Source organism: Acinetobacter lactucae, assembly GCF_013344765.1.
GTDB classification, from domain to species: domain Bacteria; phylum Pseudomonadota; class Gammaproteobacteria; order Pseudomonadales; family Moraxellaceae; genus Acinetobacter; species Acinetobacter lactucae_A.
The window spans coordinates 20,010-43,277 of sequence record NZ_JABVBF010000001.1; the positions used below are offsets into that span (position 1 = coordinate 20,010).

Genomic DNA, 23,268 nt, shown 5'->3' on the forward strand with positions numbered 1-23,268 from the left:
TAGTGCGGTAAAACTGACAATTTGTCATGTCAATTTGGGCTGTAAGTGATAATTGGTTTCTTAGAGATAGTAGTTGATATTTAAAAGGGATTAAATCGCTATTAGAGAAATAAAAAAGCGGCTCAAAAGAGCCGCTTTTTTTAAAAGCAAAATTTTAAGCAACCGACTCTGGAGCGGTACGCCATAAGCTTTCTAAATCATAGAATTTGCGAGCTGTTGGTAGCATTACATGTACTACAACAAAGCCGAGATCAATTAAGATCCATTCTGCATCTCGTTCACCTTCAACGCCAATCGGGCGGAAACCGGCTTTTCGAGCTTCTTCTGCAACATTGTCGGCAAGTGCTTTGACATGGCGAGTAGAAGTACCACTTGCAATTACAATAGCATCAGCGACATTGCTAATTGAGCTAACATCTAACTGGAGAATATCTTTTGCTTTTACATCAACTAAAGCGTCGTGGACGACTTTGAGACAAGCTTGTACGTCTTTATTTGAGGTGTTCATTGCGAAATCGTGAGAATTAGACACGCTGGGCGATGGTTCTAAATTCATATAGGGTATATTTTCCTGACAATTACTCACTATCTAATATAGTGGTTTTCGCGCTAAATTTCAAACAGAAGTCGTAACAGTTTATATATTTACATCATCAGAAAAGTATTTTTTCTTCCATGTAAACGACTGATTTGAACCATTTTCAGGTTTATATTCTGCTGCAATATAGTTCTGATATGAGCTTTGCTTTAACCAAGAAAAAATTTGCTCATATGGGATTTGAGCTGTATCAGGTTCGTGGCGGCCTGGGCAGTCTGCAAATTGAATATGTCCAATTAAGTGAATATTCTCTTGTAAACCCTCAAGTACATCTTCACCCATCATGGCCATGTGATAGCAGTCATACTGCATTTTTAGAGTAGGGTGGTTGACTGCTTCGAGCATCTCTTGTGCTTGAGCAATGTTCTGCACTAAAAAGCGTGGCATATCCGTACCATTAATCATTTCGAAAACAGGCTCTATACCGTGTTCACCGAGTAAATTACAGGCAAGTTTTAGATTAGCTGCTAATGTTTTTAAACAAGGAAGTAAGTCTGCGTCAAGCGGTTGTTTACCCGCTAAAATATTAACACGAGGAACGTTTAAAGCAGTGGCATAGCGAATAGCTAATTCTAATGCTTCATGAAAAGCTGCTTCTTGACCAGGTATGCCTGCTAAACCATTCCCACCTTGCATAAGATCACCAGCAGGTACGTTAATTAGGCAAAGGCTAAGGTTGTAGCGTTCGAGTTGGGTTTGAATATCTTCAATCGTTAATTCATAGGGGAATTGAATTTCTACATATTCAAAGCCCTGTGCATGAGCCAGAGCGAAGCGTTCAATTAAAGGAACTTCGGTAAAAATCATGGATAAATTGACTGCAAGACGACCCATACTCAAACTCCGTTTATTTTTGCTCTATTAATTGAATCATAGTAGCTAAATCTTTCTCAGCAAAGCCATTTTTTTGGTGAGTTTGTAGCTGTAATAGAGCTTTTTGTGCAACGGGGATGTCTAAATTAACACTGTTAGCCAATGTTACTGCATTGTTAAGATCCTTAGATAATGTTTGAACTTTCCACTGAATAGGCTCAAATGTATGAGTTGCCATGCGTGGGGTTAGAATTTGAAAGGGCTTAGAGTCTGCAAATCCACCTGCTAAGGCTGGAGCGAGTAAAGTTGTATCTACACCCGCTCGGTCTGCAAGCGCGACAGCTTCTGCAATAAGTGCACTATTGGCTGCGACGATGAGTTGGTTACAAATTTTGGTGGCTTGACCAGTTCCTGTGTCTCCCATTCGCGTCACACGTTGAGATAGAACATTATAAATAGGCGTTAACTCTGTAATTGTTTGAGCATCACCGCCTGCAAAAATGACTAGCGTTCCTTGTTCTGCACCAGCTGTTCCACCCGAAACAGGAGAATCAATCCAAGTAACGTCATGCGCGGCAGTTGCTTGAGCAAGTGTTTTTGTTGCAGCAACAGATAAACTTGAGAAATCAACAATCACCTGTTTAGCTTTTAAGTGAGGTTGAATTTGCTCAAATACACTTTGTACGGCTTTGTCATCTGCGAGACAAGTTAAAATAACAGGATATTCGCCAATATTTATAAGATCTAAAGGCTGCGCGCCGATATCAATCAGTTCTTCACATGCAGAAGAGGTTCGGTTCCAAACAGCAACTTGAAAACCTGCTTGAGTAAGACGGGTTGCCATGCGGCTTCCCATCAACCCTATACCTAAAAAAGCAATAGGGGTATTGCGATCAAAATTCATAATCTAAGCTCTTTATTTATATTGACGTGGTAAAAAATTAACTTCTGGATGTTTGTCTTTTTTACGAGCAAGTTTGCTATTTTTACCAAGTAATAATTTAAGTTGCCAGATTTTTTCTAAACGTAATGATTTTTCTGGTTGGTGCTCCATTGCATCAAGTACACGTTTTGCCGCAGTGAGCGCATCTGGTGAGCGCTGTAACATTTCAGCTGCAATTTCATTTGCTTTTTCTAGCGGAGACTCACTTAAATGAGTGACAAGACCAATTTCTTTTGCATAATTTCCATCGAAAACACGAGCGGTTAAGGTAAGCTCTTTTGCAAGGTCAACGCCAATTAAACCTTTCAATGAACGAGTAAGTCCCATATCTGGAACTAAGCCCCAACGACTTTCCATAATCGACATTTTAGTGTCTGGGTGAGAAATTCGAATGTCGGCTGCTAAGGCAAGTTGCATGCCTGCGCCAAAACAATAACCTTCTAATGCCGCAATCACAGGTACAGGTAAATTTTGCCAAATAAGAAATGCTTTTTGAAATAGGCTTTGACCCGGTTTTACAAGCTCCCAAATGGCAAAAGCAGAATTTTTGGGATTGTTTAGGTCGGATAAATCAATTCCGGCACTAAAAACTTGTGCTTCACCTGTCAAAATCACACAGCGAATATCACGGTCCTTTTTAATGGCTTTTGCTGTTGAAACAAGTTCTTTTAATAAGGCAAAACTCATGGCATTGCGTTTGTCAGGACGGTTTAAATATACCGTTGCAATGCCATTATTTTTTTCAATACGTAAGAGTGCCATGAGATTCCCGCTTCTTTTTTTATAGATAAGCGGAGCATAACATGGCTGTAATCTGGAAACATGACAGCTCAGTCATGCCTATTTTGTAGATATCTTAGTCAGGAATCACCAAGATTTGGTGGGCTGCACTTTCTACTTCTTTTACAACAAGTCCTAGCTCGTCGAAGCGTCTCATAACTTCTTCAATGAAGCCTTCATCTGCTATACGGCGTTCTTTACGTAGTGTTGAAATAAATTGTTCAAAGTCACCTGTCACTTGTTGTAGTTTTGGAGTGCCTACATAGCGAGTGGCGCCATAAAGACGGTGTAAAACATGCTCAAGTTGAGGGAAGTCTTCAAGCTCAATGAGCTGTTGCATTTCGTCTAGCTCAGTTGGGAAACTATCAACTAACATTTTAAGTAAGTCTTGAGCTAAGTCTTCTTTATTTGCCGCAAGCTGCAAGCTTTGTTGCCAGTTTAAAATTTCTGGGTCTAATGCTTCTGCAACCACATGATGGTCTTTCTCTAGCGCTTTTGACGCAAAGTTGTTTTTGGTCCATTGCGTTAAAATCTGGATAATTTGTTCCATTTGAATTGGCTTGGTGACATAGTCATTCATGCCAACTTTGAGGAGTTTCTGCTTTTCATCGGCAAGGGCATGGGCTGTTAATGCAATAATTGGAAGTTGCATTTCACCATCTAAAGTTGACTCTAGCGAACGAATAGCGCGAGTTGTATCAATACCTGACATAACAGGCATTTGAATATCCATAAACACCAAATCAAATGGTTTGAGTTTTTGATCAATTCGCTCTTGGATGAGGTTTAGCGCTTCTTGACCGCTAATTGCTTTAGTCGTTTTAACATTCAGTTCTCCAAGCAGAGCTTCTAAAACAATTAAGTTAGGTAAGTGGTCATCGACAGCCAGAATGTGTAAACCTTCTCCATTGAAGTCTTGTTCTTCTTCTTCAAAAATAGGTTGATCATTTAATAATTGAATGAGTCCGCTTCGACTTAATGGTTGATATAGAGGGCGAGCACGATATTCATTGAGCATGTTTGGCTCAAGCGTCATTTGATAACCATAGACTGCCAAATTACCTTGATAACGACTACGGATTTCTTTTAATAACGCTTCAGTATCGCCACTATGGTCAACAATGAGCCACGTATCATCTTTTTGATCAAGATGTTTTAAGCGACTAAATAAGTCTAGAATCGATTGTGTCTCGATGTGAGGAACATGATAGTTTTCAAGGTAGTAACGTAAAACACTTGCTGTAGCAGGGTGAGCAAGATACGACACCACTTGTAAATGCTCAAAGTGTGGATGTTCGATCTCGTAATCTTCATCTACCACAAATTGTGCGGTAAACCAGAACGTAGAACCTTTTTCTGTTGGTGCGCGCTCTTGGTTATCCTCAAAGCCAATTTGACCATGCATGAGATGAACAAGCTGTTTGGAAATAGCTAAACCTAAACCTGTACCGCCAAATTGACGTGTAACAGATGCATCACCTTGTGAGAATGATTCAAATAGTTTTTTACGGTCTGTACCGCTTAAACCAATACCACTGTCTTGCACACTAAAATGAAGTAGGCATTGTCCAATATCATCATGTTCCATACGAACACGAACAATAATTTCTCCATCTGGAGTGAATTTAATCGCATTCGAAATCAAGTTGGTCAGAATTTGTTTGAAGCGTAAAGCATCACCAATCACTTGTTGTGGAATGTTGTCAGCATAGTAAAAAGCCATAGCGATATGCTTTTGGGCAGCCAGTGGAGACAGCATATCCATGACATCAAAGACAGCTTCTTCTAAATCAAACGGTGCTGTTTCGAGCTCTAACTTACCCGCATCAATTTTGGAGAAGTCTAATACATCATTAATTAATGCTAATAAATGGGCAGATGACTTGCGAATGGTTTGTAGGTAAAGGTTTTGTTCGTTATTTAGGTTTTGCTGACGAAGTAATAAATGAATAAAGCCATCAATACTATTTAAAGGGGTTCGAAGTTCATGACTAATATTGGCAAGGAAAACCGATTTGGCTTGGTTCGATGAAATTGCTTGGTCACGTGCTTGACGATAGGTGATATTTTGAACTTCTAAGGTATCTAAAGTTCTGCGTAAGTCTTCTTCGGTTTGTTCAGTGTGTTCTTTTAGCTCTAAAAAGCTAAAGTGTAATCGTTTAACAACGTTTGCAATATCTCGCTGTAACAAACGTAATTCGCCAGTACTGTTAATCACCATATGCTGGTCTAACGTGTCTGCATTTAAACGTTGCAGCTGCATGCGAATTTCATACATCGGCGCAATCCAGCGACGTGAATAAAAATTCAAGCAAAGTAACAGTAATAGTAAGGTCATTAATCCCGTAATGACAAGTGCGATCAGAATACGATAACGTGCCAGTTCTAGTGGCTGGTTGTCCATTTCAATCACGAGCCAGACAGGTGCTTTTCCAGGTGTATCACTAATCCGCAGTCCATAAATATTGTTGTGGTTATAAGAAATTGGACCAAAAAAACCATTACTTTTCGTAAAGTTTGGCCAGTAGCGATTATCACGGTAACCGATACTTAAATAGGTCTGACCATTACTGTCGATTAAAGCAGCACGTTTTAGATTTTTTTCACTAAACATGCTTTGCATGATGTGCTGGGCATGATCATATTCATCGGGTTCTAGTTCAACCAGCTTATATAAGTCGATCGCGATTTGATTGTAGCGAGCTAAAATTGCAGAGGCATGATGTAGTTGTTGTTGTTTTACTGAATGTGAGGTTTCAGTTAAAACCAGAAAAGCACCCACGCATGTTAAAATCATAATGGGCACAAAAATCAGAGCAATTAATTGCCCATATGCATGATTCAGACGTAAGCGTTTCGATAAGGTTTTATTGAAATTAGACATGGCTACATCAGATTTATCTCTCTGTACGGCATCTTATCACGCTTTATTTTAAAACAGACGCCATTTTATAAATGACCGAGCTTTAATCGCTTTCTTTAAAAAGCATATTGAAATGGGTGCAGTACCGAGCATTTTTTCATACAATAGGCCCACCTCGATATAGGTGTTGATCATGAGTAATACACAACCTGATTTTTTAGCCGATGAATTTTTGTTAGATCACTATGTAGGTAAAACACCTCTAGTCCGTTTGCAGCGCTTGGCTTGTCACACGCAGGCAACGGTTTTAGCAAAATTGGAAGGTAATAATCCGGCAGGTTCTGTAAAAGATCGTCCAGCATATAACATGATTATGCAGGCAGAAAAACGTGGTCAAATTAAACCAGGTGATACATTAATTGAAGCAACCAGCGGTAATACAGGCATTGCGTTGGCTATGGTTGCGGCAATGCGCGGCTATAAAATGAAACTTATTATGCCGAACAATATGAGCCAAGAGCGTAAAGATGCGATGCTGGCTTATGGCGCAGAGCTGATTGAAGTAACACCACAGCAAGGTATGGAAGGTGCACGTGATTTAGCCTTGCAAATGGAAAAAGAAGGTAAAGGTCACGTTTTAAACCAGTTTGGTAATCCTGATAATGTTGAGGCTCATTACCTAACGACTGGTCCTGAAATTTGGAAACAAACAGGCGGTAAAATTACTCATTTTGTGAGTTCAATGGGCACAACCGGTACCATTATGGGTGTTTCTAAATATTTAAAAGAACAAAATCCAGATATCCAAATTGTTGGTTTGCAGCCATCTGATGGATCAAGTATTGCCGGTATTCGCCGTTGGCCGAAAGAATATTTGCCTACTATTTTTGATAGTAGCCGTGTGGATCGTATTATTGATATTCCACAAATTGAAGCTGAAAAAACCATGCGTAAATTAGCACGTATGGAAGGTATTAGTGCGGGTACTTCTTCAGGCGGTGCAGTATGGGCATCAATCAAGATTGCTGAAGAAAATCCAGACGCTGTTATTGTTTGCATTATCTGTGACCGTGGTGATCGCTACTTGTCTACAGGTCTGTTTTCAGTACAGGACGATAACTCATAATTGAGAGAAATGATGCGTTTCCCAACCTTAGTTTTTGATATTGAAACTTTAACTGATTTAAAAGCGGGAGCGCATTTATATCATCTCGATTTACCAGAGGCCGATGTAGAGCAAGCATTGACAAAAATCCGTCGTCAAGAATCTGGCATGGATTTTCAGCGTTTGCCCTTACATGAAATCGTTTGTATTTCTGGCTTATGGATAGATGAGTCTGGTTTTAGATTATTTTCTTTTAGTCGAGAACAATATTCTGAAGCTGAGATTTTGCAGAAATTTCTATCTATTTTTGATAAGCGTCATCCGACTCTAGTGAGTTGGAATGGCTCACAATTTGATTTACCTGTCATTCTATTCCGCGCAATGTATCATGGGCTTTCTGCACCAGGTCTATTTGATCAAGGTGAGATTGATAGCCAAAAGCGTTTTAATAATTACCAAAATCGTTATCACCATCGCCACATTGATTTAATGGATGTGATGGCAATGTTTAATGGGCGTAATTTTCAAAAACTTGATGATATTGCATGTATTTTAGGTCTACCAGGTAAACGTGGTGAATCGGGTTATCATGTGCCTGAATATGTCCGTAATCAACAGTGGTTAAAATTGACGAGCTATTGTGAAGGGGACGTGCTCAATACATGGTTTATTTATTTGCGTTGGCTCGTACTAAAAGGCCAATTGAATGCAGATGAACATGACCACTGGATTAGTTCGAGTATTGAATATTTACTGACTATGCCACAGCAGGCCGATTTCCTTGAAGTATGGGAACGTACTTCGAAACATACTGAATTTACTTCTCACTATTTTAATTCTTCAGATTTTTAGGTTCATCCTTTGAAACAACAAGCCAAATCTCGCAACCTGCCACAGCCCGAATATATTTTTCAGGTTGAAACACTTTCTCATGAGGGGCGGGGAATTGCGCATTATGGTTCTCATCCTGAGCATCCTGCAGATAAGCATGGTAAGAAAGTTTTTATTCGTTATGCATTGCCCGGAGAAACTGTAAAGGCTCGAATTACCCATCAAGCCAAGCGCCTTGAAGAGGCTGAGATGTTGCAGTTGTTAGGAGAACCTTCAGCACATCGTATCGAGGCAATTTGTCCTCACTATGGTATCTGTGGTGGATGTAGCATGCAGCATATCCATCCTGATGAGCAAATCCGTTTAAAGCAAAATGTACTCCAGTCACATTTACAGCATTTCGCAGGTATTCAACCTGAACAGTGGCTAGAGCCGATTCGATCTTCACAAAGTGATTATCGTCGCCGTGCTCGAATAGGCGTGCGCTATTTGCCAAAACCAGATCGTTTAATTATGGGGTTTCGCGAACATCATAGTAATCGATTAACTTCGGTCCATAGTTGTAGTGTTTTGGATAAAAATTTATCAAATAGTCTGCCTGAGTTACGCACTTTACTCCAAAGTCTAAAAGGCAAAGCGCACATTGGTCATGTAGAATTAGCAAAAGGTGATAATGAAGTTTCTTTATTGGTTCGTCATGTAGAAAAATTAAACAATTCTGATGTCAACCAATTAAAGCAATTTGCGTTACACAAAGGCTGGCAGTTGTATTTGCAACCTAAGGGGCCTGAAAGCATTCATCGTATTGATGATGAACAAGGGGCTTTACGTTTACATTATGCCTTGGAGAGGTTTAATGTAAATTTTGCTTTTTCGCCATTGGATTTTACTCAGGTCAATGCCACAGTAAATGAACAGATGGTTCAATTGGCATGTGAATTGCTTCAATTGCAATCAGGTGAAAAGGTACTTGATTTATTTTGCGGTTTGGGCAATTTCTCACTCCCGTTAGCACGATGTGTTGGTGCGAGTGGTCAGGTTGTCGGGGTCGAAGGGAGTGAAGAAATGGTGCAGCGAGCAACAGCTAACGCGAAATGCAATGGTTTGGTGCAAGCAACCTTCTTTTCACAAGATTTAACAAAAGATTTTTCGCATCATTCTTGGGCAAATCAAGGATTTGATGCATTATTGATTGATCCTCCTCGTGCTGGTGCATATGAAATTATGCAGTATGTATCAAATTTTGGAGCAAAAAGAATCGTTTATGTATCATGTAATCCAGCTACACTGGCAAGGGATGCGGGTGTTTTGGTCCAATATGGTTACCAGTTAAAAAAAGCAGCGGTGATGGACATGTTTACGCATACCGAACATGTTGAATCCATTGCACTATTTGAAAAAATTCAAGAGATAAACGATTAAAAACATGAGTTACATATTGAGGAGAATGGTATGGTCACAGTACGTGAACAGTTACCTGAACAACTAACTGAGTTGTCAGAGGAAACGACTGTAGAGCATGCCGCCGAAACGCAAATCGGTTTAGCCTCATGGTTGGATCGAGTGCGTGAAATATTAGATGGGGCGAAGCTTGAACAACTTGAAAAAGTCGCACATTTAACCCTGCAAAAAGAGTTAGACTCAACGGTTAATCATCGTTCCAATACTTTTGCTACAGGCGTTGGAATGGCCGACATTCTGGCACATCTCCATGTTGATGAAGATACTTTATCAGCAGCAATGCTTTATCGTAGTGTGCGTGAAGGCATTACCGATATAGAAGAAGTAAAACAGAAATTCGGAGAGCAAGTTTACAACCTTGTCAAAGGTACTTTGGCAATGGGTAAACTTTCAGAACTTATTGAAAAAAATAAACGGTTAGAAGATCACTTTAATAATAATCAACGAGAACATTTAAGCGGCATTTATAAAATGCTGATTTCGGTGACCGAAGATGTTCGTGTTGTTTTAATTAAACTTGCTGAACGTACCTATTCTTTACGAGAGCTTGCAAATTCCTCTCGCGAACGCCAAGAACGTGTAGCACGTGAAATTCTTACTATTTATTCGCCGTTGGCACATCGACTTGGTATTGCTCAGCTTAAATGGGAACTTGAAGATCTCGCTTTTCGCTATTTGGCTCCAGACCGTTATAAAGAGATTGCTTCATTACTCAATGAAAAGCGTTTAGAGCGTGAGCATTATATTCAGTTCGTCATCGATCGTTTGAAAAATGAGTTAGCGTCTTACGGTATTGAGGCTGAAATTACAGGTCGTGCAAAACACATTTATTCGATTTATCGAAAAATGAAAAGCAAAAACCTGAGCTTCGACCAACTTTATGATATTCGTGCTTTACGTGTATTAGTAAATAGTGTGCCGGAGTGTTATCACTCTTTAGGTATTGTTCATCAAATCTGGCGTCATATTCCGCATCAGTTTGATGACTATATTACTAACCCGAAAGCAAATGGTTACCGTTCTTTGCATACGGCTGTAATTGCTGAAAACAAATCTCTTGAAGTACAGATTCGTACTCACGAGATGCATGATGAGGCTGAGTTAGGCGTATGTTCACACTTTAACTATAAAGAAGGTTCAAAGAATACCGATCATTCCTTTAATCATCGTTTGCATTCATTACGTGCTGTTTTAGAGCACTATCAAGAACGTAATGAAACGACGGTACATCAAAACGAAGATGAAACGGAAGGCTTTGATCAACTACAAGATTTTGAAGGCTTTGAGAAGATTTATGTTTTTAGTCGTGATGGTGACATTAAGGAGTTGCCACGTGGCTCAACAGTTTTAGATTTTGCCTATCATGTGCATACAGAAGTAGGGAATAAGTGTTATGCAGCGCGGGTCAACCAGCGTTATGTGCCACTTACCTATACTTTAAAAACGGGTGAACAGGTTGAAATTTTAACTAAAAAAGATCGTGAACCAAACCGTGACTGGTTGGTGAATTCTTTAGGTTATATTAAAACCTCTCGTGCACGTGACAAGTTGCGTCATTGGTTTAGACAGCAAGATCGTAGTAAAAATCTTGAAGTAGGTCGAGAACTGCTTAATAAAGAGTTAGCTCGTCTTGCGATTCACCCAAAAAGTATCGACCTAAACGATTATTCATCACATTTTAATGTGAAGACTGGCGACGACATTTTGGTAAGTCTGGTAAGTGGTGATATTAGCTTACATGCCCTGATTAATCAGGTGAACCGCCAAATGCATCTAGATCAGGATGAGCCTGAACTGGTGCTTAAACCAACATTAAATCCACGTGCCAGCCATACGCTATCTGCTCATGGAATTTTAATTGATGGTTTAGATAATGTAGAGTTACACATCGCTCAGTGCTGTCAGCCAGTGCATGGTGAATCAATCGCTGGATATATTACTTTGAACCGTGGTGTCAGCATCCATAAGGTCATTTGTTCAGACTATCAGCGTATGATTAAGCAAGAGCCAGAGCGTGCTGTTGAAGCTGATTGGGAAATGCAGCCAACACGTGGTCAAAGCGTTCAAATTGTAGTGGAAGCATATGATCGTCGTGGTCTGCTTAAAGACTTAACTCAAGTGATTTTCTCTGACCAAATCAATATTCGTCAGGTCAATACAATTTCTGAGGCAGATGGTATTGCTAATATGAAGTTACTCATTGAGGTTAAAGGTTTAGCACAGCTTTCTCGCTTATTGGCTCGTCTAGAGCAGCAACCGGGAATCATTAGTGCGCGACGTATGATTCAAGGTGTTTAATAAACTGAATAAAAAGGCTGTCAAATGACAGCCTTTTTATTTTTATTGCAAATTACTTTCTAGATAAATAAATATTGGTTAGTCGATTTAGAAACTGAGGGCTCAACGTTGATAGTTGATAAAGCAGTTTGGTTTTTATGCCAACTGGAGTGTGAGTAGGCGTCCAAAAGTAAGCCTTTTTCTCGACAAGCGTAAGCACCTGCTGAGCAATATCGTTTGGGGTTAAATCTATCCCCATATTTTGAATAGTGCCTGCATCCATATTGTTAACCATTGCAGTTTGTACAAATAGCGGCATCACATCTAAAACGCGAATACCATATTTTTTCCATTCCACATCTAAACCTTCAGTAATTCCGCGAACTGCAAATTTACTGGCTGAATAAGAGATTAAATCAGCTTGCCCATAAATTGCAGAGGCTGAAGAGAGGTTGATAACGCGTGCAAAAGACGCTTGCTTTAAATAGGGTAGAGCAGCGTGACAGCCATTGATGACACCGTTTACATTAATATTTATTGTTCTTTGATGAGCTTTAATATCAGTCGTTTCAAACGCGCCAGAATACAAAATACCGGCATTATTTATCAATATGTTAAGTTCACCCGCCCAGTCAGTAAATTCTTTTAATCTATGTTGCCATTGGTCGTAATCACTTACATCTAGATAGCCGGCACGGGCATTTGCCCCTAAGTCATTTGCCAATTCTTGAGCAAGCGATTCATTAATATCATAAATGCCTACTTTATATCCTTGTTTGTAGAATACTCGTGCAATTTCAGCCCCAATACCTTGAGCGGCACCACTAATCAGAATACTGTATCCCATATTTTTTCTCTTTCTCAGTACAATAGTGCGACTGATTTAATCGCTTTGATTTTGATCATAGCAAATTAAAATCTTAGTTTGACTGACCGACTTTTTAAACTTGAGGGTTACCATGGATAAATTGCTTAAAATCATGCAAGAGTTACGTGAAAGATGTCCGTGGGATCAACAACAAACCCCAATGTCACTGACTAAATATGCGATTGAAGAGGCATATGAAGTCGAGGCGGCTATTCGTCAGGGCGATATTAACGAGATTCGAAATGAGCTAGGCGATTTGTTATTGCAAGTCGTATTTCAATCACAGATGTTTAGTGAGCAAGGTGCTTTTAACTTTCAAGATGTTGTTGAGGCAATAAGTGAAAAGTTAATTCGCCGTCATCCACATGTTTTTCAGGCAGATCAATTTAATAACTTAACACCAGAACAAGTCAGTGAATTATGGAAACAAATTAAACAGCAAGAAAAGCAAGGAAAGCCGCAATCAAGATTAGATGAAATAAAGCATGGACCAGCGCTATTGCAGGCACAAGAAATTCAAGCAAATGTCGCTAAGGTTGGCTTTGATTTTGAAACAGTAGAAGATGCTTATGAAAAACTAGAAGAAGAGTTGGATGAGTTTAAGCAGGCCCTAAAAAATCAAAATATTGATGAAATTCAAGATGAATTTGGAGATTGCCTGTTTTCATTAGTCAATGTTGGACGTAAACTTGCGATTTCAAGTGAAACATCACTTTTATCAACAATACATAAATTTAGAAGTCGTTTTGCTTTTATTGAAGATCAAGCGCAAAAACAGCAAAGAACGTTAGAGGACATGACCTTGTCTGAAATGGATGAATTGTGGAATCAGGCAAAGCGGCAGTTAAAGTTAGGGGAAAAAACACATGCAGCTCAGCATGAATCTTTGGAAGAATAAGCACAATATTTTCATTGTTTTATTTTGGAGCCTGATTTCATCAACCTTTGTTCAGGCTCAATCTTTTGATCAAAATTTTAAGGAGTGGAAGGCGAAGCAACAGATGTATGATCAGAAGTTGAGTATGCAGCATTCCTCCCATTCTAATATTTCAAAAAGCTCAGCTATGACTGATTCGTCAGGGCAAATTCGCTTGAATCAGGCCAATCTTGATGAGCTGCAAAAGCTAAAAGGTATTGGTGAGAAAAAGGCTCAGGCGATTGTGGAATACCGTCAAAAGAACGGTGGCTTTAAAAATATTGATGAATTTAAAAACGTAAAGGGCATTGGTCCAGCCATTTTTGAAAAGAATAAAGCGCGTTTGACTTTATAAATTATCTGTCTGTCAATTGTCATTTCATGCGTAAACTACAGAGAATCAAATTGCCCTTTGTGTGCGTTAGAGCTATGATTAGCGACAACTTGTTATTTACGTCCTGACGTAGGAGACAGCGTCTTTTGCAAACCTTGCGAGCGTCAAAATGTGGTTTGTCCACAGCCCAACTTCCTTCTTCGATTTTAGATGTGATCGATAGTCTGACCAAAGCTGGCTATGAAGCTTATATTGTTGGGGGTGGTGTCCGTGATTTAATGCTAGGGCTTAATCCTAAAGATTTCGATGCAGTCACTAATGCAACACCTTCTCAGATTAAAGAAGTTTTTGGTCGACGTTGTCGAATCATTGGCCGTCGATTTGAATTAGCACATGTCTATTCAGGACGTGAGCTTATTGAAGTTGCTACTTTCCGTGCTCCTCCTAAAAAAGCAGTCACCAGTGCTTCAGGCATGATTTTACGTGACAATAACTGGGGAACTATCGAACAAGACTTTGCTCGCCGTGACTTTTCAATCAATACGCTATATTACCAACCGCGTAAGGCGATTGTGCTCGATTTCTGCAAAGCAATTGACGATGTAAAAAATAAAACCCTACGTTTATTGGGCGATCCGGCACAGCGCTTCGAAGAAGACCCTGTGCGTATGCTGCGAACTTTACGTTTTGCAGCGAAGTTAAATTTTAAAATTGATTCAGATATTCTCGATATATTTGATGCAGAGATGACGCAACTATTGCGTGATGTTTCTCCGCATCGTTTATATGATGAATCTCAGAAGCTCTTTACAATGGGACATTTGGCGCGTGTTTTGCCAATGTTGATTGAGTTTGGTGTTTGGAAACAACTCTTTGCCGATATTCAGCCTAACCTCACTCCATTTATTTTAAGAGCAGCAAAGAATACAGATCAGCGTATTCAAGTGGGTAAAACAATTAACCCTGCATTTTTCTATGCAGTCTTATTGTGGCAACCATTTTTAGAGCGTTGTGAATTTTATTTATCTAAAGGTGTGGTACCAGCTGAAGCGCGTGCACAAGCTGGTTTAGATGTCTTAAAACGTCAGGCAACACGCACTGTAATTCCTCGTTTTGCAGAAACTTTTATTCGTGAAGTTTGGGAAATGCAGACCCGTTTGCTTAATCCGAAACCACAGCAAATTGAAGCATTGGCTGGACATGCGCGTTTCCGTGCTGGTTTTGACTTCTTGTTACTTCGTGAAAAGTCAGGTGATGACACCACGCAAGGAATGGGAAGCTGGTGGGAAGCCTACCAAGAAATGTCGAATGACGAAAAAGAAGCTGCAATTAGCCAGTACAATCGTCAGAAAGCTAGAAACCGTCGTAAAGCCGTTGCTGAACCTGTTGAAAACAATAAAGTTGAGACGGAAATCGAACCTTTGGTTGATATTCCTGAACCACGCAGCCGTCGTGGGAAAAAAGAACGTGCTCGACAAGAACAATCGATGGGTCGTTTCGTCGAAAAAGCCACTGCTTTGGACGCAGGCGTGATGAGCGACCATCCGATTTTGAAGCGTAAGCGAGTACAACGCGATTTAAGCCAAGTTATTTTTGGGCCAACGCAATGACAACGAAGACCTATATTGGTTTAGGAAGTAATTTGGGTGATTCGCGCCAAATCTTATCTGAAGCCATTGCTAAGCTTAAAACTTTAGGTGGAGTGAAAGTTTCTAAACTTTATCAAAGTCCACCTATGGGGCCTCAAGATCAACCAAATTATTTAAATGCAGTTGCAGAGCTAAATACAGATCTCACGCCTTTAGATTTGTTAGATCAGTTACAGCGATTTGAGCAAGAAGCTGGTCGTGTACGCCTTCGTCGTTGGGGAGAGCGGACTTTAGATCTGGATTTGCTTATATATGGCAATGAAAAAATTCAAAATGAGCGCTTAACAGTGCCGCACATTGGAATTCTAGAGCGTGATTTCGTTGTAATTCCTTTATTAGATTTAGACGCTGATTTACATATTAATGATCAGCCACTTAAAAATTTAGAACTGATACAGCAGCCGACGCTGACTGTACTTGCTGATGAGTCTTGGGCTTAAAACCCGACTTATTACGTTCTGCAAACTCCTGTAGAGGATACCATCATGATTAGTCTAAGTGACTTAAGAAAATTTAAAGCCGAAGGACGTAAGTTCTCTTGTCTAACTTGTTACGATGCGAGTATGGCAAAAGCAATGGAACTTGCTGAAATTGATACTATCTTAATTGGTGATTCTCTTGGAATGGCAATTCAAGGTCGTGACTCAACTTTACCTGTAACTGTTGAAGACATGGCTTATCACACGGCAGCAGTTCGTCGTGGTAACCAACATGCCTTGATTATGACTGACTTGCCATTTATGAGTTATGCAACCTTAAATGATGCTTTGCAAAACGCAAGAACAGTCATGCAAGCTGGTGCCCAGATGATCAAAATCGAAGGTGGCGCGTGGCTAAGTGAAACTGTACAGGTTTTAACACGTAATGGTGTACCTGTGTGCGTACATTTAGGTTTAACTCCTCAATCTGTACATGTATTTGGCGGCTACAAATTACAAGCTAAAACACGTGAAGCCGCTGATCAACTTATTGCTGACTGTACAGCAGTGGTTGAAGCGGGTGCGGCAGTTCTATTGCTTGAATGTGTTCCTGCTCAGTTAGGACAAGAAATTGCTGAACTATTTCCAAATACCCCTGTGATTGGTATTGGTGCGGGTAATGCGACTGATGGTCAGGTACTCGTAGTACAGGACATGTTAGGTTTAACTTTTGGTCGAGTTGCGCGTTTTGTCCGTAACTTTATGAAAGAACAATCTGGTGAAACAGCAATCTTAGATGCTTTTAAAGCTTTTCATGCTGCTGTACAGGATCAGTCGTTTCCAGCCAAAGAACATACTTTCCACGTTGAGCTGTAATTCATGAAAACAGAAACCACCATACAAGGTCTTGCTGCTTCTTTAAATCCTGCTAGAGCTGCACGTAAAATTATTGGTTTTGTCCCAACAATGGGAAATCTACATGAAGGACATCTCACACTTGTTCGTGAAGCGAAAAAGTTATGTGATGTTGTGGTTGTTAGTATCTTCGTAAATCCAACTCAATTTGGACCGGGTGAAGATTTTGATAACTATCCTCGTACTTTAGAACAAGATAGTCGTCTATTAGCCGATGTAGGCTGTGACATTATTTTTGCACCATCAGTTGAGCAAATGTATGGTACTCAGCCACGGTTAACCAACATAAGTGTTAGCCAAATTACTGATGCTTTATGTGGTAGTTCACGTCCTGGGCATTTTGATGGCGTAGCTTTGGTGGTTACTAAACTCTTTAATATTGTGCAACCTAACTATGCTTTCTTTGGTCAAAAAGACTACCAACAGTTAGCAGTGATTCGTCAGTTTGTACAAGACTTAAATATCCCGCTAGAAGTAATTGGTGTGCCAATTGTTCGTGCAGCAGATGGCTTAGCTCTTAGCTCAAGAAATGGCTATTTAAGTCCTGAGCAACGTCAGGTCGCTCCAGTTATTTATCAAAGTTTGAAACAAGCTGAACAGCAGTTACATCAAGGCAAAGATCTACAACAAGTTTTAGAAGATATCAAAACTCAGTTGACAGATAATGGGTTTGTTGTGGATTATGTCGAAGCTCGTCAGTCAAATCTGCTACCTGCTACTCAGTTTGATCGTGATATTGTGTTGTTCGTCGCGGCAAAATTGGGTGCAACTCGTTTGATTGATAATTTAGAAGTTGCCTTTACACCCCAATAAACAGATCAAAGGACAGCCATGCCATGAAGCGTATACTTATCGTGACAGGACAGTCTGGTTCAGGAAAATCTTCGGCTCTTCAAGTGTTAGAAGATTTGGGCTATTACTGTATTGATAATTTGCCTTTGGCATTGCTGCCTGAAATTGTGGCAAAGCTAGATCATGAAAATAATTTAGAGCAGTTGGCATTAGGTGTAGATGTTCGAAGTACTCGTGCAGATATGCAAGAGTTCGATCATGTTTTTGAGCAACTACAAAAACATGGCACGGTTGACGTGATTTATCTGACCACGCAAGATCAGGATTTGATCGCACGTTTTAGTGCATCGCGTCGTCCACACCCATTGGCCAATCGTTTTAAAAGTCTGTTGCAGTGTATTCATGAAGAGAAGCAGTTATTGCTCCCAATTCAGTTCCGTGCCACGGTTCATATTGATACAACGGATAAAAGTGTTCATGATTTAAAGCATATTTTACTGTCTAAATTGGGGCAGTCAGATAAGCTTATTGTCATATTGCAGTCATTTGGATATAAACATGGCATTCCTTTAGATGCTGATTATGTTTTTGATGTACGGCATTTACCAAATCCGCATTGGGATTTAGAATTGAGACGTTTTTCTGGTTTGGATGAGCCAGTAAGACAATTTTTAGAAGCAAGTCCGCAAGCAAACGAAATGTTTGATGATATTCTTCACTTCTTAAAAAAATGGCTTCCAGCATTTGCTGAAGGACATCGTCACTATATGACGATTTCTATTGGTTGTACTGGTGGTCAACATCGTTCCGTTTATATCGTAGATAGACTAAAACAAGCACTTGAGGCAGAATGGTCTGTTCAGGTCTTACACAGAGAAATGAAGCACTGGTCATGATAGACACAACTGTTGATGTAATTAATAAACTCGGTTTACATGCTCGTGCATCAGGAAAACTGATAGAGGTCACTACAAAATTTCGTTCGTCGATCCAAATTGGAAAAGGCGATCATTTAGTAGATGCAAAAAATATTATGTCTTTGCTGATGTTAGGTGCAGGTAAAGGGACCACTTTGCGATTGGTCATTGATGGTACCGACGAAGAACAGGCATTAAATGAAGTACAGGCGTTATTCGCCGCAAAATTTTATGAGGCAGATTAATCGTGGCACGTCGTCCCCAACGTTATACTGAAGAAGATTTTGGCTCTTTAGAAGGACGTGCAAGTAAGACAGAACAGAAAAAAGCAGTTCAACGTATGGCTGCTTTGGGTGAGCAATTAGCACAACTTTCTATTAAGCAGATTCAAAAACTCCCAGTTGATGAACGTTTAATTGATGCGTTAATGGAAGTACAGAACATTAGTTCTTTTGAAGCTCGTCGTCGTCAGTTTCAACGTATTGGTAAATTATTGCGTAATGAAGATGAGACCATTATTTTGTCTTATTTAACTCCGCAGCAAGGCGCAAAAAAGCAGGCTCAATTGATGCGTTGGGTTGATCGTATGATCGAACAAGGTGACCCTGCAATTAATGAATTTAGTAAAATTTATAATGCATCGGAGCGTCACACCTTGCGTCAGCATGTATTGAGAATCAAGCGTGATAAAACTCAAGAAGTGAGTGAAGCAGAGCTTGAGGCATCAAAAGGTAAATTTGTGAACTATGTGCAGCAAATTGCTTTATTGTCTGATCAAGGCTAAATGCGATTAAATAAAAAAGCGACGCTCAAGGCGTCGCTTTTTTATTTATATATTTTCAGCACGTTCTTTTGCCCATTCACGCAAAATAAACTTCTGTAATTTGCCGGTCGATGTTTTTGGAATTTCTGTAATGACCACATCTTTAGGAACTTTAAAGCGCGCTAACTCTTTTTGGCAATGTGCAATAATTTCTTCAGGTGTTGCCGTAGTACCCATCTTTAATTCAATAAACGCACATGGTACTTCTTGCCAACGTGCATCGGGTTTAGCAACGACTGCAGCGGTTAATACCGCAGGGTGTTTATATAAAACATCTTCCACTTCTAAAGATGAAATATTTTCTCCACCTGAAATAATGATGTCTTTCGAACGATCAGTAATTTTTGCATAACCATCTGGATGACAAACGGCTAAGTCGCCCGTATGGAACCATCCACCTGCAAATGCTTCTTGAGTTGCTTGAGGATTCTTTAAATAACCTTTCATCACAATATTGCCACGGAACATAATTTCTCCCATGGTTTGTCCATCATTCGGGACAGGTTCCATAGTTTCGGGATCTAACACACGCATACTATCTTGTAATGGGTAGGGTACGCCTTGGCGGGAATGAAGCTGGGCTTGTTCAGCAATTGATAACTCATTCCATCCAGATTGAGAGGCACATAGTGCAGAAGGTCCATAAGTTTCTGTTAAGCCATATACGTGGTTTACGTTAATCCCCATGTTGCGCATGCCTTCAATAATGGCAACAGGAGGCGCTGCTCCAGCCACCATAACTTCAACATGGTGATCAAATTCCGTTTGTTTTTCTTTAGGTAAGTTAAGAATCATTGAAAGAACAATAGGTGCACCACAGAAATAATCAACTTTGTGTTCTGCAATGAGTTGCATAACTAATTCTGGATCGACTTTGCGTAAACAAATATTGGTTCCACCACTTGCTGCGATACTCCATGCAAAACACCAGCCATTACAATGAAAGAGGGGTAGTGTCCATAAATACACAGCACGCGGTTTCATTCCACAAGCCAAGATATTGCTCGCAGCATTAAGATAAGCCCCACGATGATGATAGACCACACCTTTAGGGTTACCTGTAGTTCCAGAAGTGTAATTTAAGCTAATCGCATCCCATTCATCTTCTGGTAAATGCCAAGAGAAGTTAATATCGCCTTGAGCGATCCATTCTTCATATTCAAAAGAACCTAAAAACTGGTTTTCACCTTCGTATTCCGTATCAGCTACATCAATCACAATAATGTGTTGGTTTGGAATAAGTGAGAGGGCTTCTCTTGCTAAATTTACAAATTCAGGGTCAACCAACAGCACTTTACTTTCAGCATGCTCTAACATGAAAGCGATTGTTTTTGCATCTAAACGTGTATTAAGAGTATTGAGTACCGCACCAGCCATAGGAACTGCAAAATGCGCTTCAATCATGGCTGGAATATTTGGCAATAAGACAGATACCGTATCATTTTTTTCAATTCCCAGTTGCTTGAGCTGAGATGCAAATTGGCAACAACGTTGGTAAGTTTCTTTCCATGAAATTTGACGCTTACCATGAATAATCGAAGCTTGATCTGGATAAATATAAGCTGCACGCTCTAAGTAGCGTAGAGGTGATAACGCAACAAAGTTTGCGGGGGTGCGTGGTAACTCGTCATAAGCACTAACCATGTGAAACAACTCCGTGTTCTATTTTTAATTCATTCTTTGAAAATATGACTTAATATTAATCAAAGCATTTATGCTTTAGTCTTAAAGGGCGATACCTTCCAGTCAAAAAATGAGCAGAAATGCTATTTTCTTCATCTTAAACCACTTGTGCTAAATATATTTAAAAATCGCCTCAATATATTTTTTAAGTCATTTATTGCTGTTTACCTGATAAGCAAAATGTATTTATGATTTTATGGACTCAAAGGTTTTCACATTGCTTGAACAAGTGTAAAATCTTTCAGGTTTTTTAACTTTGATTTACACCGTTTTTATATTTTGAGGTTCGCCTCGATCATAATCTCGCGGTGAAATGCTCCTTCGTATAGGGCATCACTCCTTAAGGATTTTTTTATGCCAATTATCACATTGCCAAATGGCGATCAAAAGAGTTTTGATCACGCTGTATCTGTTATGGAAGTTGCCCAAAGTATCGGGCCTGGTCTAGCAAAAAATACTGTTGCTGGCCGTGTAAATGATCGCTTAGTTGATGCATGTGACTTAATTACCGAAGATTCGACCTTACAAATTATCACTCCAAAAGATGAAGAAGGTCTTGAAATCATTCGCCATTCTTGTGCACACCTTGTAGGACATGCTGTTAAACAGCTTTTCCCTGAAGCTAAGATGGTGATTGGTCCAGTCATTGAAGAAGGTTTTTACTACGACATCTGGATGCCCCGTCCGTTTACATTAGACGATATGGCAGCGATCGAAGAGCGCATGAAAAAGCTCATCGACCAAGATTACGATGTCGTTAAAAAAATGACACCACGTGATGAAGTAATTGCTGAATTTACTGCACGTGGCGAAGAATACAAATTACGCTTGATTGCAGACATGCCTGAAGAAACACAAATGGGCTTGTACTACCATCAAGATTATTTGGATATGTGCCGTGGTCCACACGTACCGAACACCAAATTCTTAAAATCATTCAAGCTGACAAAAATCTCTGGCGCTTACTGGCGCGGTGATGCAAAGAATGAACAGCTTCAACGTATTTATGGTACAGCTTGGGCAGACAAAAAACAGCTCGCTGCATATATCAAACGTATCGAAGAAGCTGAAAAGCGTGACCATCGTAAAATTGGTAAAGCTTTAGACTTGTTCCATATGCAAGAAGAAGCACCCGGTATGGTGTTCTGGCATCCAAATGGCTGGACTATTTACCAAGTACTTGAACAATACATGCGTAAAGTTCAGCAAGACAATGGTTACCTTGAGATTAAAACACCACAAATTGTAGACTTTACATTGTGGGAAAAATCAGGTCATGCGGCGAACTACGCAGACAACATGTTTACGACTCATTCTGAAAATCGTAACTATGCGGTTAAGCCAATGAACTGCCCATGTCACGTGCAAGTATTCAACCAAGGTTTGAAGTCTTACCGTGATCTACCAATTCGTTTAGCAGAGTTTGGTTCTTGTCATCGTAATGAACCATCAGGTTCTTTACACGGCATTATGCGTGTACGTGGCTTTACCCAAGATGACGCCCATATCTTCTGTACTAAAGAACAGATCGGTCAAGAAGTTGCAGACTTTATTAAACTTACTTTAGATGTTTATAAAGATTTTGGCTTTGAAGAAGTGCAAATGAAGCTTTCTACACGTCCAGAAAAACGTGTGGGTGATGATGCGCTTTGGGATATGGCTGAGAAATCTTTAGCAGATGCTTTAGATGCAGCGGGTCTGGATTGGGAATTACAACCGGGTGAAGGCGCGTTCTACGGTCCGAAAATTGAATTCTCATTGAAAGACTGTCTCGGACGTGTATGGCAATGTGGTACTATTCAGTGTGACTTCAACTTACCAGAACGTTTAGATGCGTCTTATGTGACTGAAGACAATGATCGTGATCAGCCTGTTATGTTGCATCGTGCAATTCTTGGCAGTTTTGAGCGTTTTATTGGTATACTAATTGAACACTACGCTGGTTTCATGCCACCTTGGTTGTCGCCGTTACAAGCATGTGTCATGAATATTACGGACTCTCAAGCTGAAGCTTGTGAGAACGTCGTAGCAAAACTCAAAGAAAATGGCCTTCGTGCTATTTCTGACTTGAGAAATGAAAAAATCGGATTTAAGATTCGTGAGCGTACTCTAGAGCGTATTCCTTACCTGTTAGTTCTTGGTGATCGAGAAGTTGAAGAAGGTACAGTGAATGTGCGTACTCGCTCAGGAAAAAATTTAGGTACTATGTCAGTAGATGCATTCATTGACTTAGTGAAGTCTGCCGTCGCCGAACGTGGCCGGTATATTGTGGAGTAAGAAA

Annotated in this window: 21 protein-coding genes; 14 read left to right on the forward strand and 7 right to left on the reverse strand. The window is 39.9% G+C overall.

Annotation, left to right across the window (positions count from 1 at the left end):
- Positions 1-154 precede the first annotated feature (154 nt).
- From rsfS to HUN22_RS00120, 5 genes are all read right to left on the reverse strand, one after another.
- Positions 155-556 carry a ribosome silencing factor gene (gene rsfS / locus HUN22_RS00100; RefSeq protein ID WP_001047580.1) on the reverse strand — a complete coding sequence of 134 codons (402 nt, stop codon included), beginning with the start codon at positions 554-556 and terminating at the stop codon, positions 155-157.
- An 81-nt stretch (positions 557-637) separates the two neighbouring features.
- Positions 638-1,432: a hydroxypyruvate isomerase family protein gene (locus HUN22_RS00105; protein ID WP_174726057.1), complete on the reverse strand. Its 795-nt coding sequence runs from the start codon at positions 1,430-1,432 to the stop codon at positions 638-640.
- A gap of 13 nt (positions 1,433-1,445) precedes the next feature.
- Positions 1,446-2,315 carry an NAD(P)-dependent oxidoreductase gene (locus HUN22_RS00110; RefSeq protein ID WP_174726058.1) on the reverse strand — a complete coding sequence of 290 codons (870 nt, stop codon included), beginning with the start codon at positions 2,313-2,315 and terminating at the stop codon, positions 1,446-1,448.
- Positions 2,316-2,327: 12 nt separating this feature from the next.
- A complete protein-coding gene (locus HUN22_RS00115; RefSeq protein WP_174726059.1) occupies positions 2,328-3,116 on the reverse strand; it encodes a crotonase/enoyl-CoA hydratase family protein in 789 nt (262 codons plus the stop codon).
- A 94-nt stretch (positions 3,117-3,210) separates the two neighbouring features.
- The gene (locus HUN22_RS00120) at positions 3,211-6,018 is read right to left on the reverse strand and encodes a GacS-like sensor histidine kinase (protein ID WP_174726060.1); all 2,808 of its coding nucleotides are present in this window, start codon (positions 6,016-6,018) and stop codon (positions 3,211-3,213) included.
- 172 nt (positions 6,019-6,190) lie between these two features.
- Here HUN22_RS00120 and cysM point away from each other — a divergent pair, with 172 nt between their 5' ends.
- From cysM to HUN22_RS00140, 4 genes are read left to right on the forward strand one after another with little or no spacing between them, the layout of a single operon-like run.
- The gene (gene cysM, locus HUN22_RS00125) at positions 6,191-7,123 is read left to right on the forward strand and encodes a cysteine synthase CysM (RefSeq protein ID WP_016144350.1); all 933 of its coding nucleotides are present in this window, start codon (positions 6,191-6,193) and stop codon (positions 7,121-7,123) included.
- A gap of 12 nt (positions 7,124-7,135) precedes the next feature.
- Positions 7,136-7,954 carry a 3'-5' exonuclease gene (locus tag HUN22_RS00130; protein WP_174726061.1) on the forward strand — a complete coding sequence of 273 codons (819 nt, stop codon included), beginning with the start codon at positions 7,136-7,138 and terminating at the stop codon, positions 7,952-7,954.
- A 9-nt stretch (positions 7,955-7,963) separates the two neighbouring features.
- Complete coding sequence (gene rlmD, locus HUN22_RS00135) at positions 7,964-9,355, forward strand: 23S rRNA (uracil(1939)-C(5))-methyltransferase RlmD (protein ID WP_174726062.1); 1,392 nt, start codon at positions 7,964-7,966, stop codon at positions 9,353-9,355.
- A 30-nt stretch (positions 9,356-9,385) separates the two neighbouring features.
- Complete coding sequence (locus HUN22_RS00140) at positions 9,386-11,692, forward strand: RelA/SpoT family protein (protein ID WP_174726063.1); 2,307 nt, start codon at positions 9,386-9,388, stop codon at positions 11,690-11,692.
- Positions 11,693-11,744: 52 nt separating this feature from the next.
- Here the strand turns inward: HUN22_RS00140 and HUN22_RS00145 are convergent, their stop codons facing one another.
- Complete coding sequence (locus HUN22_RS00145) at positions 11,745-12,518, reverse strand: SDR family oxidoreductase (protein ID WP_174726064.1); 774 nt, start codon at positions 12,516-12,518, stop codon at positions 11,745-11,747.
- A 112-nt stretch (positions 12,519-12,630) separates the two neighbouring features.
- On the opposite strand from HUN22_RS00145, the gene mazG reads away from it, so the two are divergent.
- From mazG to yjgA, 9 genes are all read left to right on the forward strand, one after another.
- The gene (mazG, locus tag HUN22_RS00150; protein ID WP_031947376.1) at positions 12,631-13,437 is read left to right on the forward strand and encodes a nucleoside triphosphate pyrophosphohydrolase; all 807 of its coding nucleotides are present in this window, start codon (positions 12,631-12,633) and stop codon (positions 13,435-13,437) included.
- Positions 13,406-13,810 (forward strand): ComEA family DNA-binding protein, encoded by a 405-nt coding sequence (locus HUN22_RS00155; RefSeq protein WP_174726065.1) that lies wholly within the window; start codon positions 13,406-13,408, stop codon positions 13,808-13,810. Before mazG ends, HUN22_RS00155 begins: the two co-directional genes overlap by 32 nt.
- Positions 13,811-13,935: 125 nt before the next feature.
- The gene (gene pcnB, locus HUN22_RS00160; protein ID WP_174726066.1) at positions 13,936-15,399 is read left to right on the forward strand and encodes a polynucleotide adenylyltransferase PcnB; all 1,464 of its coding nucleotides are present in this window, start codon (positions 13,936-13,938) and stop codon (positions 15,397-15,399) included.
- Positions 15,396-15,878, forward strand: a complete 483-nt coding sequence (gene folK, locus HUN22_RS00165; protein WP_174726067.1) for a 2-amino-4-hydroxy-6-hydroxymethyldihydropteridine diphosphokinase — start codon at positions 15,396-15,398, stop codon at positions 15,876-15,878. The genes pcnB and folK overlap by 4 nt, the downstream gene beginning before the upstream one ends.
- Positions 15,879-15,923: 45 nt before the next feature.
- Positions 15,924-16,733, forward strand: a complete 810-nt coding sequence (gene panB / locus HUN22_RS00170; RefSeq protein ID WP_002117298.1) for a 3-methyl-2-oxobutanoate hydroxymethyltransferase — start codon at positions 15,924-15,926, stop codon at positions 16,731-16,733.
- Positions 16,734-16,736: 3 nt separating this feature from the next.
- Entirely contained in the window at positions 16,737-17,585 is an 849-nt protein-coding gene (panC, locus tag HUN22_RS00175) for a pantoate--beta-alanine ligase (protein WP_032057513.1), read from the forward strand.
- Between the two features lie 23 nt (positions 17,586-17,608).
- Positions 17,609-18,460: an RNase adapter RapZ gene (gene rapZ, locus HUN22_RS00180; protein WP_005066272.1), complete on the forward strand. Its 852-nt coding sequence runs from the start codon at positions 17,609-17,611 to the stop codon at positions 18,458-18,460.
- Positions 18,457-18,726 (forward strand): HPr family phosphocarrier protein, encoded by a 270-nt coding sequence (locus HUN22_RS00185; RefSeq protein ID WP_000567533.1) that lies wholly within the window; start codon positions 18,457-18,459, stop codon positions 18,724-18,726. Before rapZ ends, HUN22_RS00185 begins: the two co-directional genes overlap by 4 nt.
- Before the next feature lie 2 nt (positions 18,727-18,728).
- Positions 18,729-19,265, forward strand: a complete 537-nt coding sequence (yjgA, locus tag HUN22_RS00190) for a ribosome biogenesis factor YjgA (protein WP_174726068.1) — start codon at positions 18,729-18,731, stop codon at positions 19,263-19,265.
- A 45-nt stretch (positions 19,266-19,310) separates the two neighbouring features.
- Here yjgA and HUN22_RS00195 read toward each other — a convergent pair whose 3' ends face one another.
- Positions 19,311-20,948, reverse strand: coding sequence for an acyl-CoA synthetase (locus tag HUN22_RS00195; protein WP_174726069.1), 1,638 nt, complete (start codon positions 20,946-20,948; stop codon positions 19,311-19,313).
- Between the two features lie 393 nt (positions 20,949-21,341).
- On the opposite strand from HUN22_RS00195, the gene thrS reads away from it, so the two are divergent.
- Positions 21,342-23,264, forward strand: a complete 1,923-nt coding sequence (thrS, locus tag HUN22_RS00200; RefSeq protein ID WP_174726070.1) for a threonine--tRNA ligase — start codon at positions 21,342-21,344, stop codon at positions 23,262-23,264.
- Positions 23,265-23,268: the final 4 nt, after the last annotated feature.

Coding starts and splice junctions, on each gene's coding strand:
- rsfS (WP_001047580.1), bottom strand. CDS start 556: ATGAATTTAGAACCATCGCCCAGCGTGTCTAATTCTCACGATTTCGCA.
- HUN22_RS00105 (WP_174726057.1), bottom strand. CDS start 1,432: ATGGGTCGTCTTGCAGTCAATTTATCCATGATTTTTACCGAAGTTCCT.
- HUN22_RS00110 (WP_174726058.1), bottom strand. CDS start 2,315: ATGAATTTTGATCGCAATACCCCTATTGCTTTTTTAGGTATAGGGTTG.
- HUN22_RS00115 (WP_174726059.1), bottom strand. CDS start 3,116: ATGGCACTCTTACGTATTGAAAAAAATAATGGCATTGCAACGGTATAT.
- HUN22_RS00120 (WP_174726060.1), bottom strand. CDS start 6,018: ATGTCTAATTTCAATAAAACCTTATCGAAACGCTTACGTCTGAATCAT.
- cysM (WP_016144350.1), top strand. CDS start 6,191: ATGAGTAATACACAACCTGATTTTTTAGCCGATGAATTTTTGTTAGAT.
- HUN22_RS00130 (WP_174726061.1), top strand. CDS start 7,136: ATGCGTTTCCCAACCTTAGTTTTTGATATTGAAACTTTAACTGATTTA.
- HUN22_RS00140 (WP_174726063.1), top strand. CDS start 9,386: ATGGTCACAGTACGTGAACAGTTACCTGAACAACTAACTGAGTTGTCA.
- HUN22_RS00145 (WP_174726064.1), bottom strand. CDS start 12,518: ATGGGATACAGTATTCTGATTAGTGGTGCCGCTCAAGGTATTGGGGCT.
- mazG (WP_031947376.1), top strand. CDS start 12,631: ATGGATAAATTGCTTAAAATCATGCAAGAGTTACGTGAAAGATGTCCG.
- HUN22_RS00155 (WP_174726065.1), top strand. CDS start 13,406: ATGCAGCTCAGCATGAATCTTTGGAAGAATAAGCACAATATTTTCATT.
- folK (WP_174726067.1), top strand. CDS start 15,396: ATGACAACGAAGACCTATATTGGTTTAGGAAGTAATTTGGGTGATTCG.
- panB (WP_002117298.1), top strand. CDS start 15,924: ATGATTAGTCTAAGTGACTTAAGAAAATTTAAAGCCGAAGGACGTAAG.
- panC (WP_032057513.1), top strand. CDS start 16,737: ATGAAAACAGAAACCACCATACAAGGTCTTGCTGCTTCTTTAAATCCT.
- rapZ (WP_005066272.1), top strand. CDS start 17,609: ATGAAGCGTATACTTATCGTGACAGGACAGTCTGGTTCAGGAAAATCT.
- HUN22_RS00185 (WP_000567533.1), top strand. CDS start 18,457: ATGATAGACACAACTGTTGATGTAATTAATAAACTCGGTTTACATGCT.
- HUN22_RS00195 (WP_174726069.1), bottom strand. CDS start 20,948: ATGGTTAGTGCTTATGACGAGTTACCACGCACCCCCGCAAACTTTGTT.
- thrS (WP_174726070.1), top strand. CDS start 21,342: ATGCCAATTATCACATTGCCAAATGGCGATCAAAAGAGTTTTGATCAC.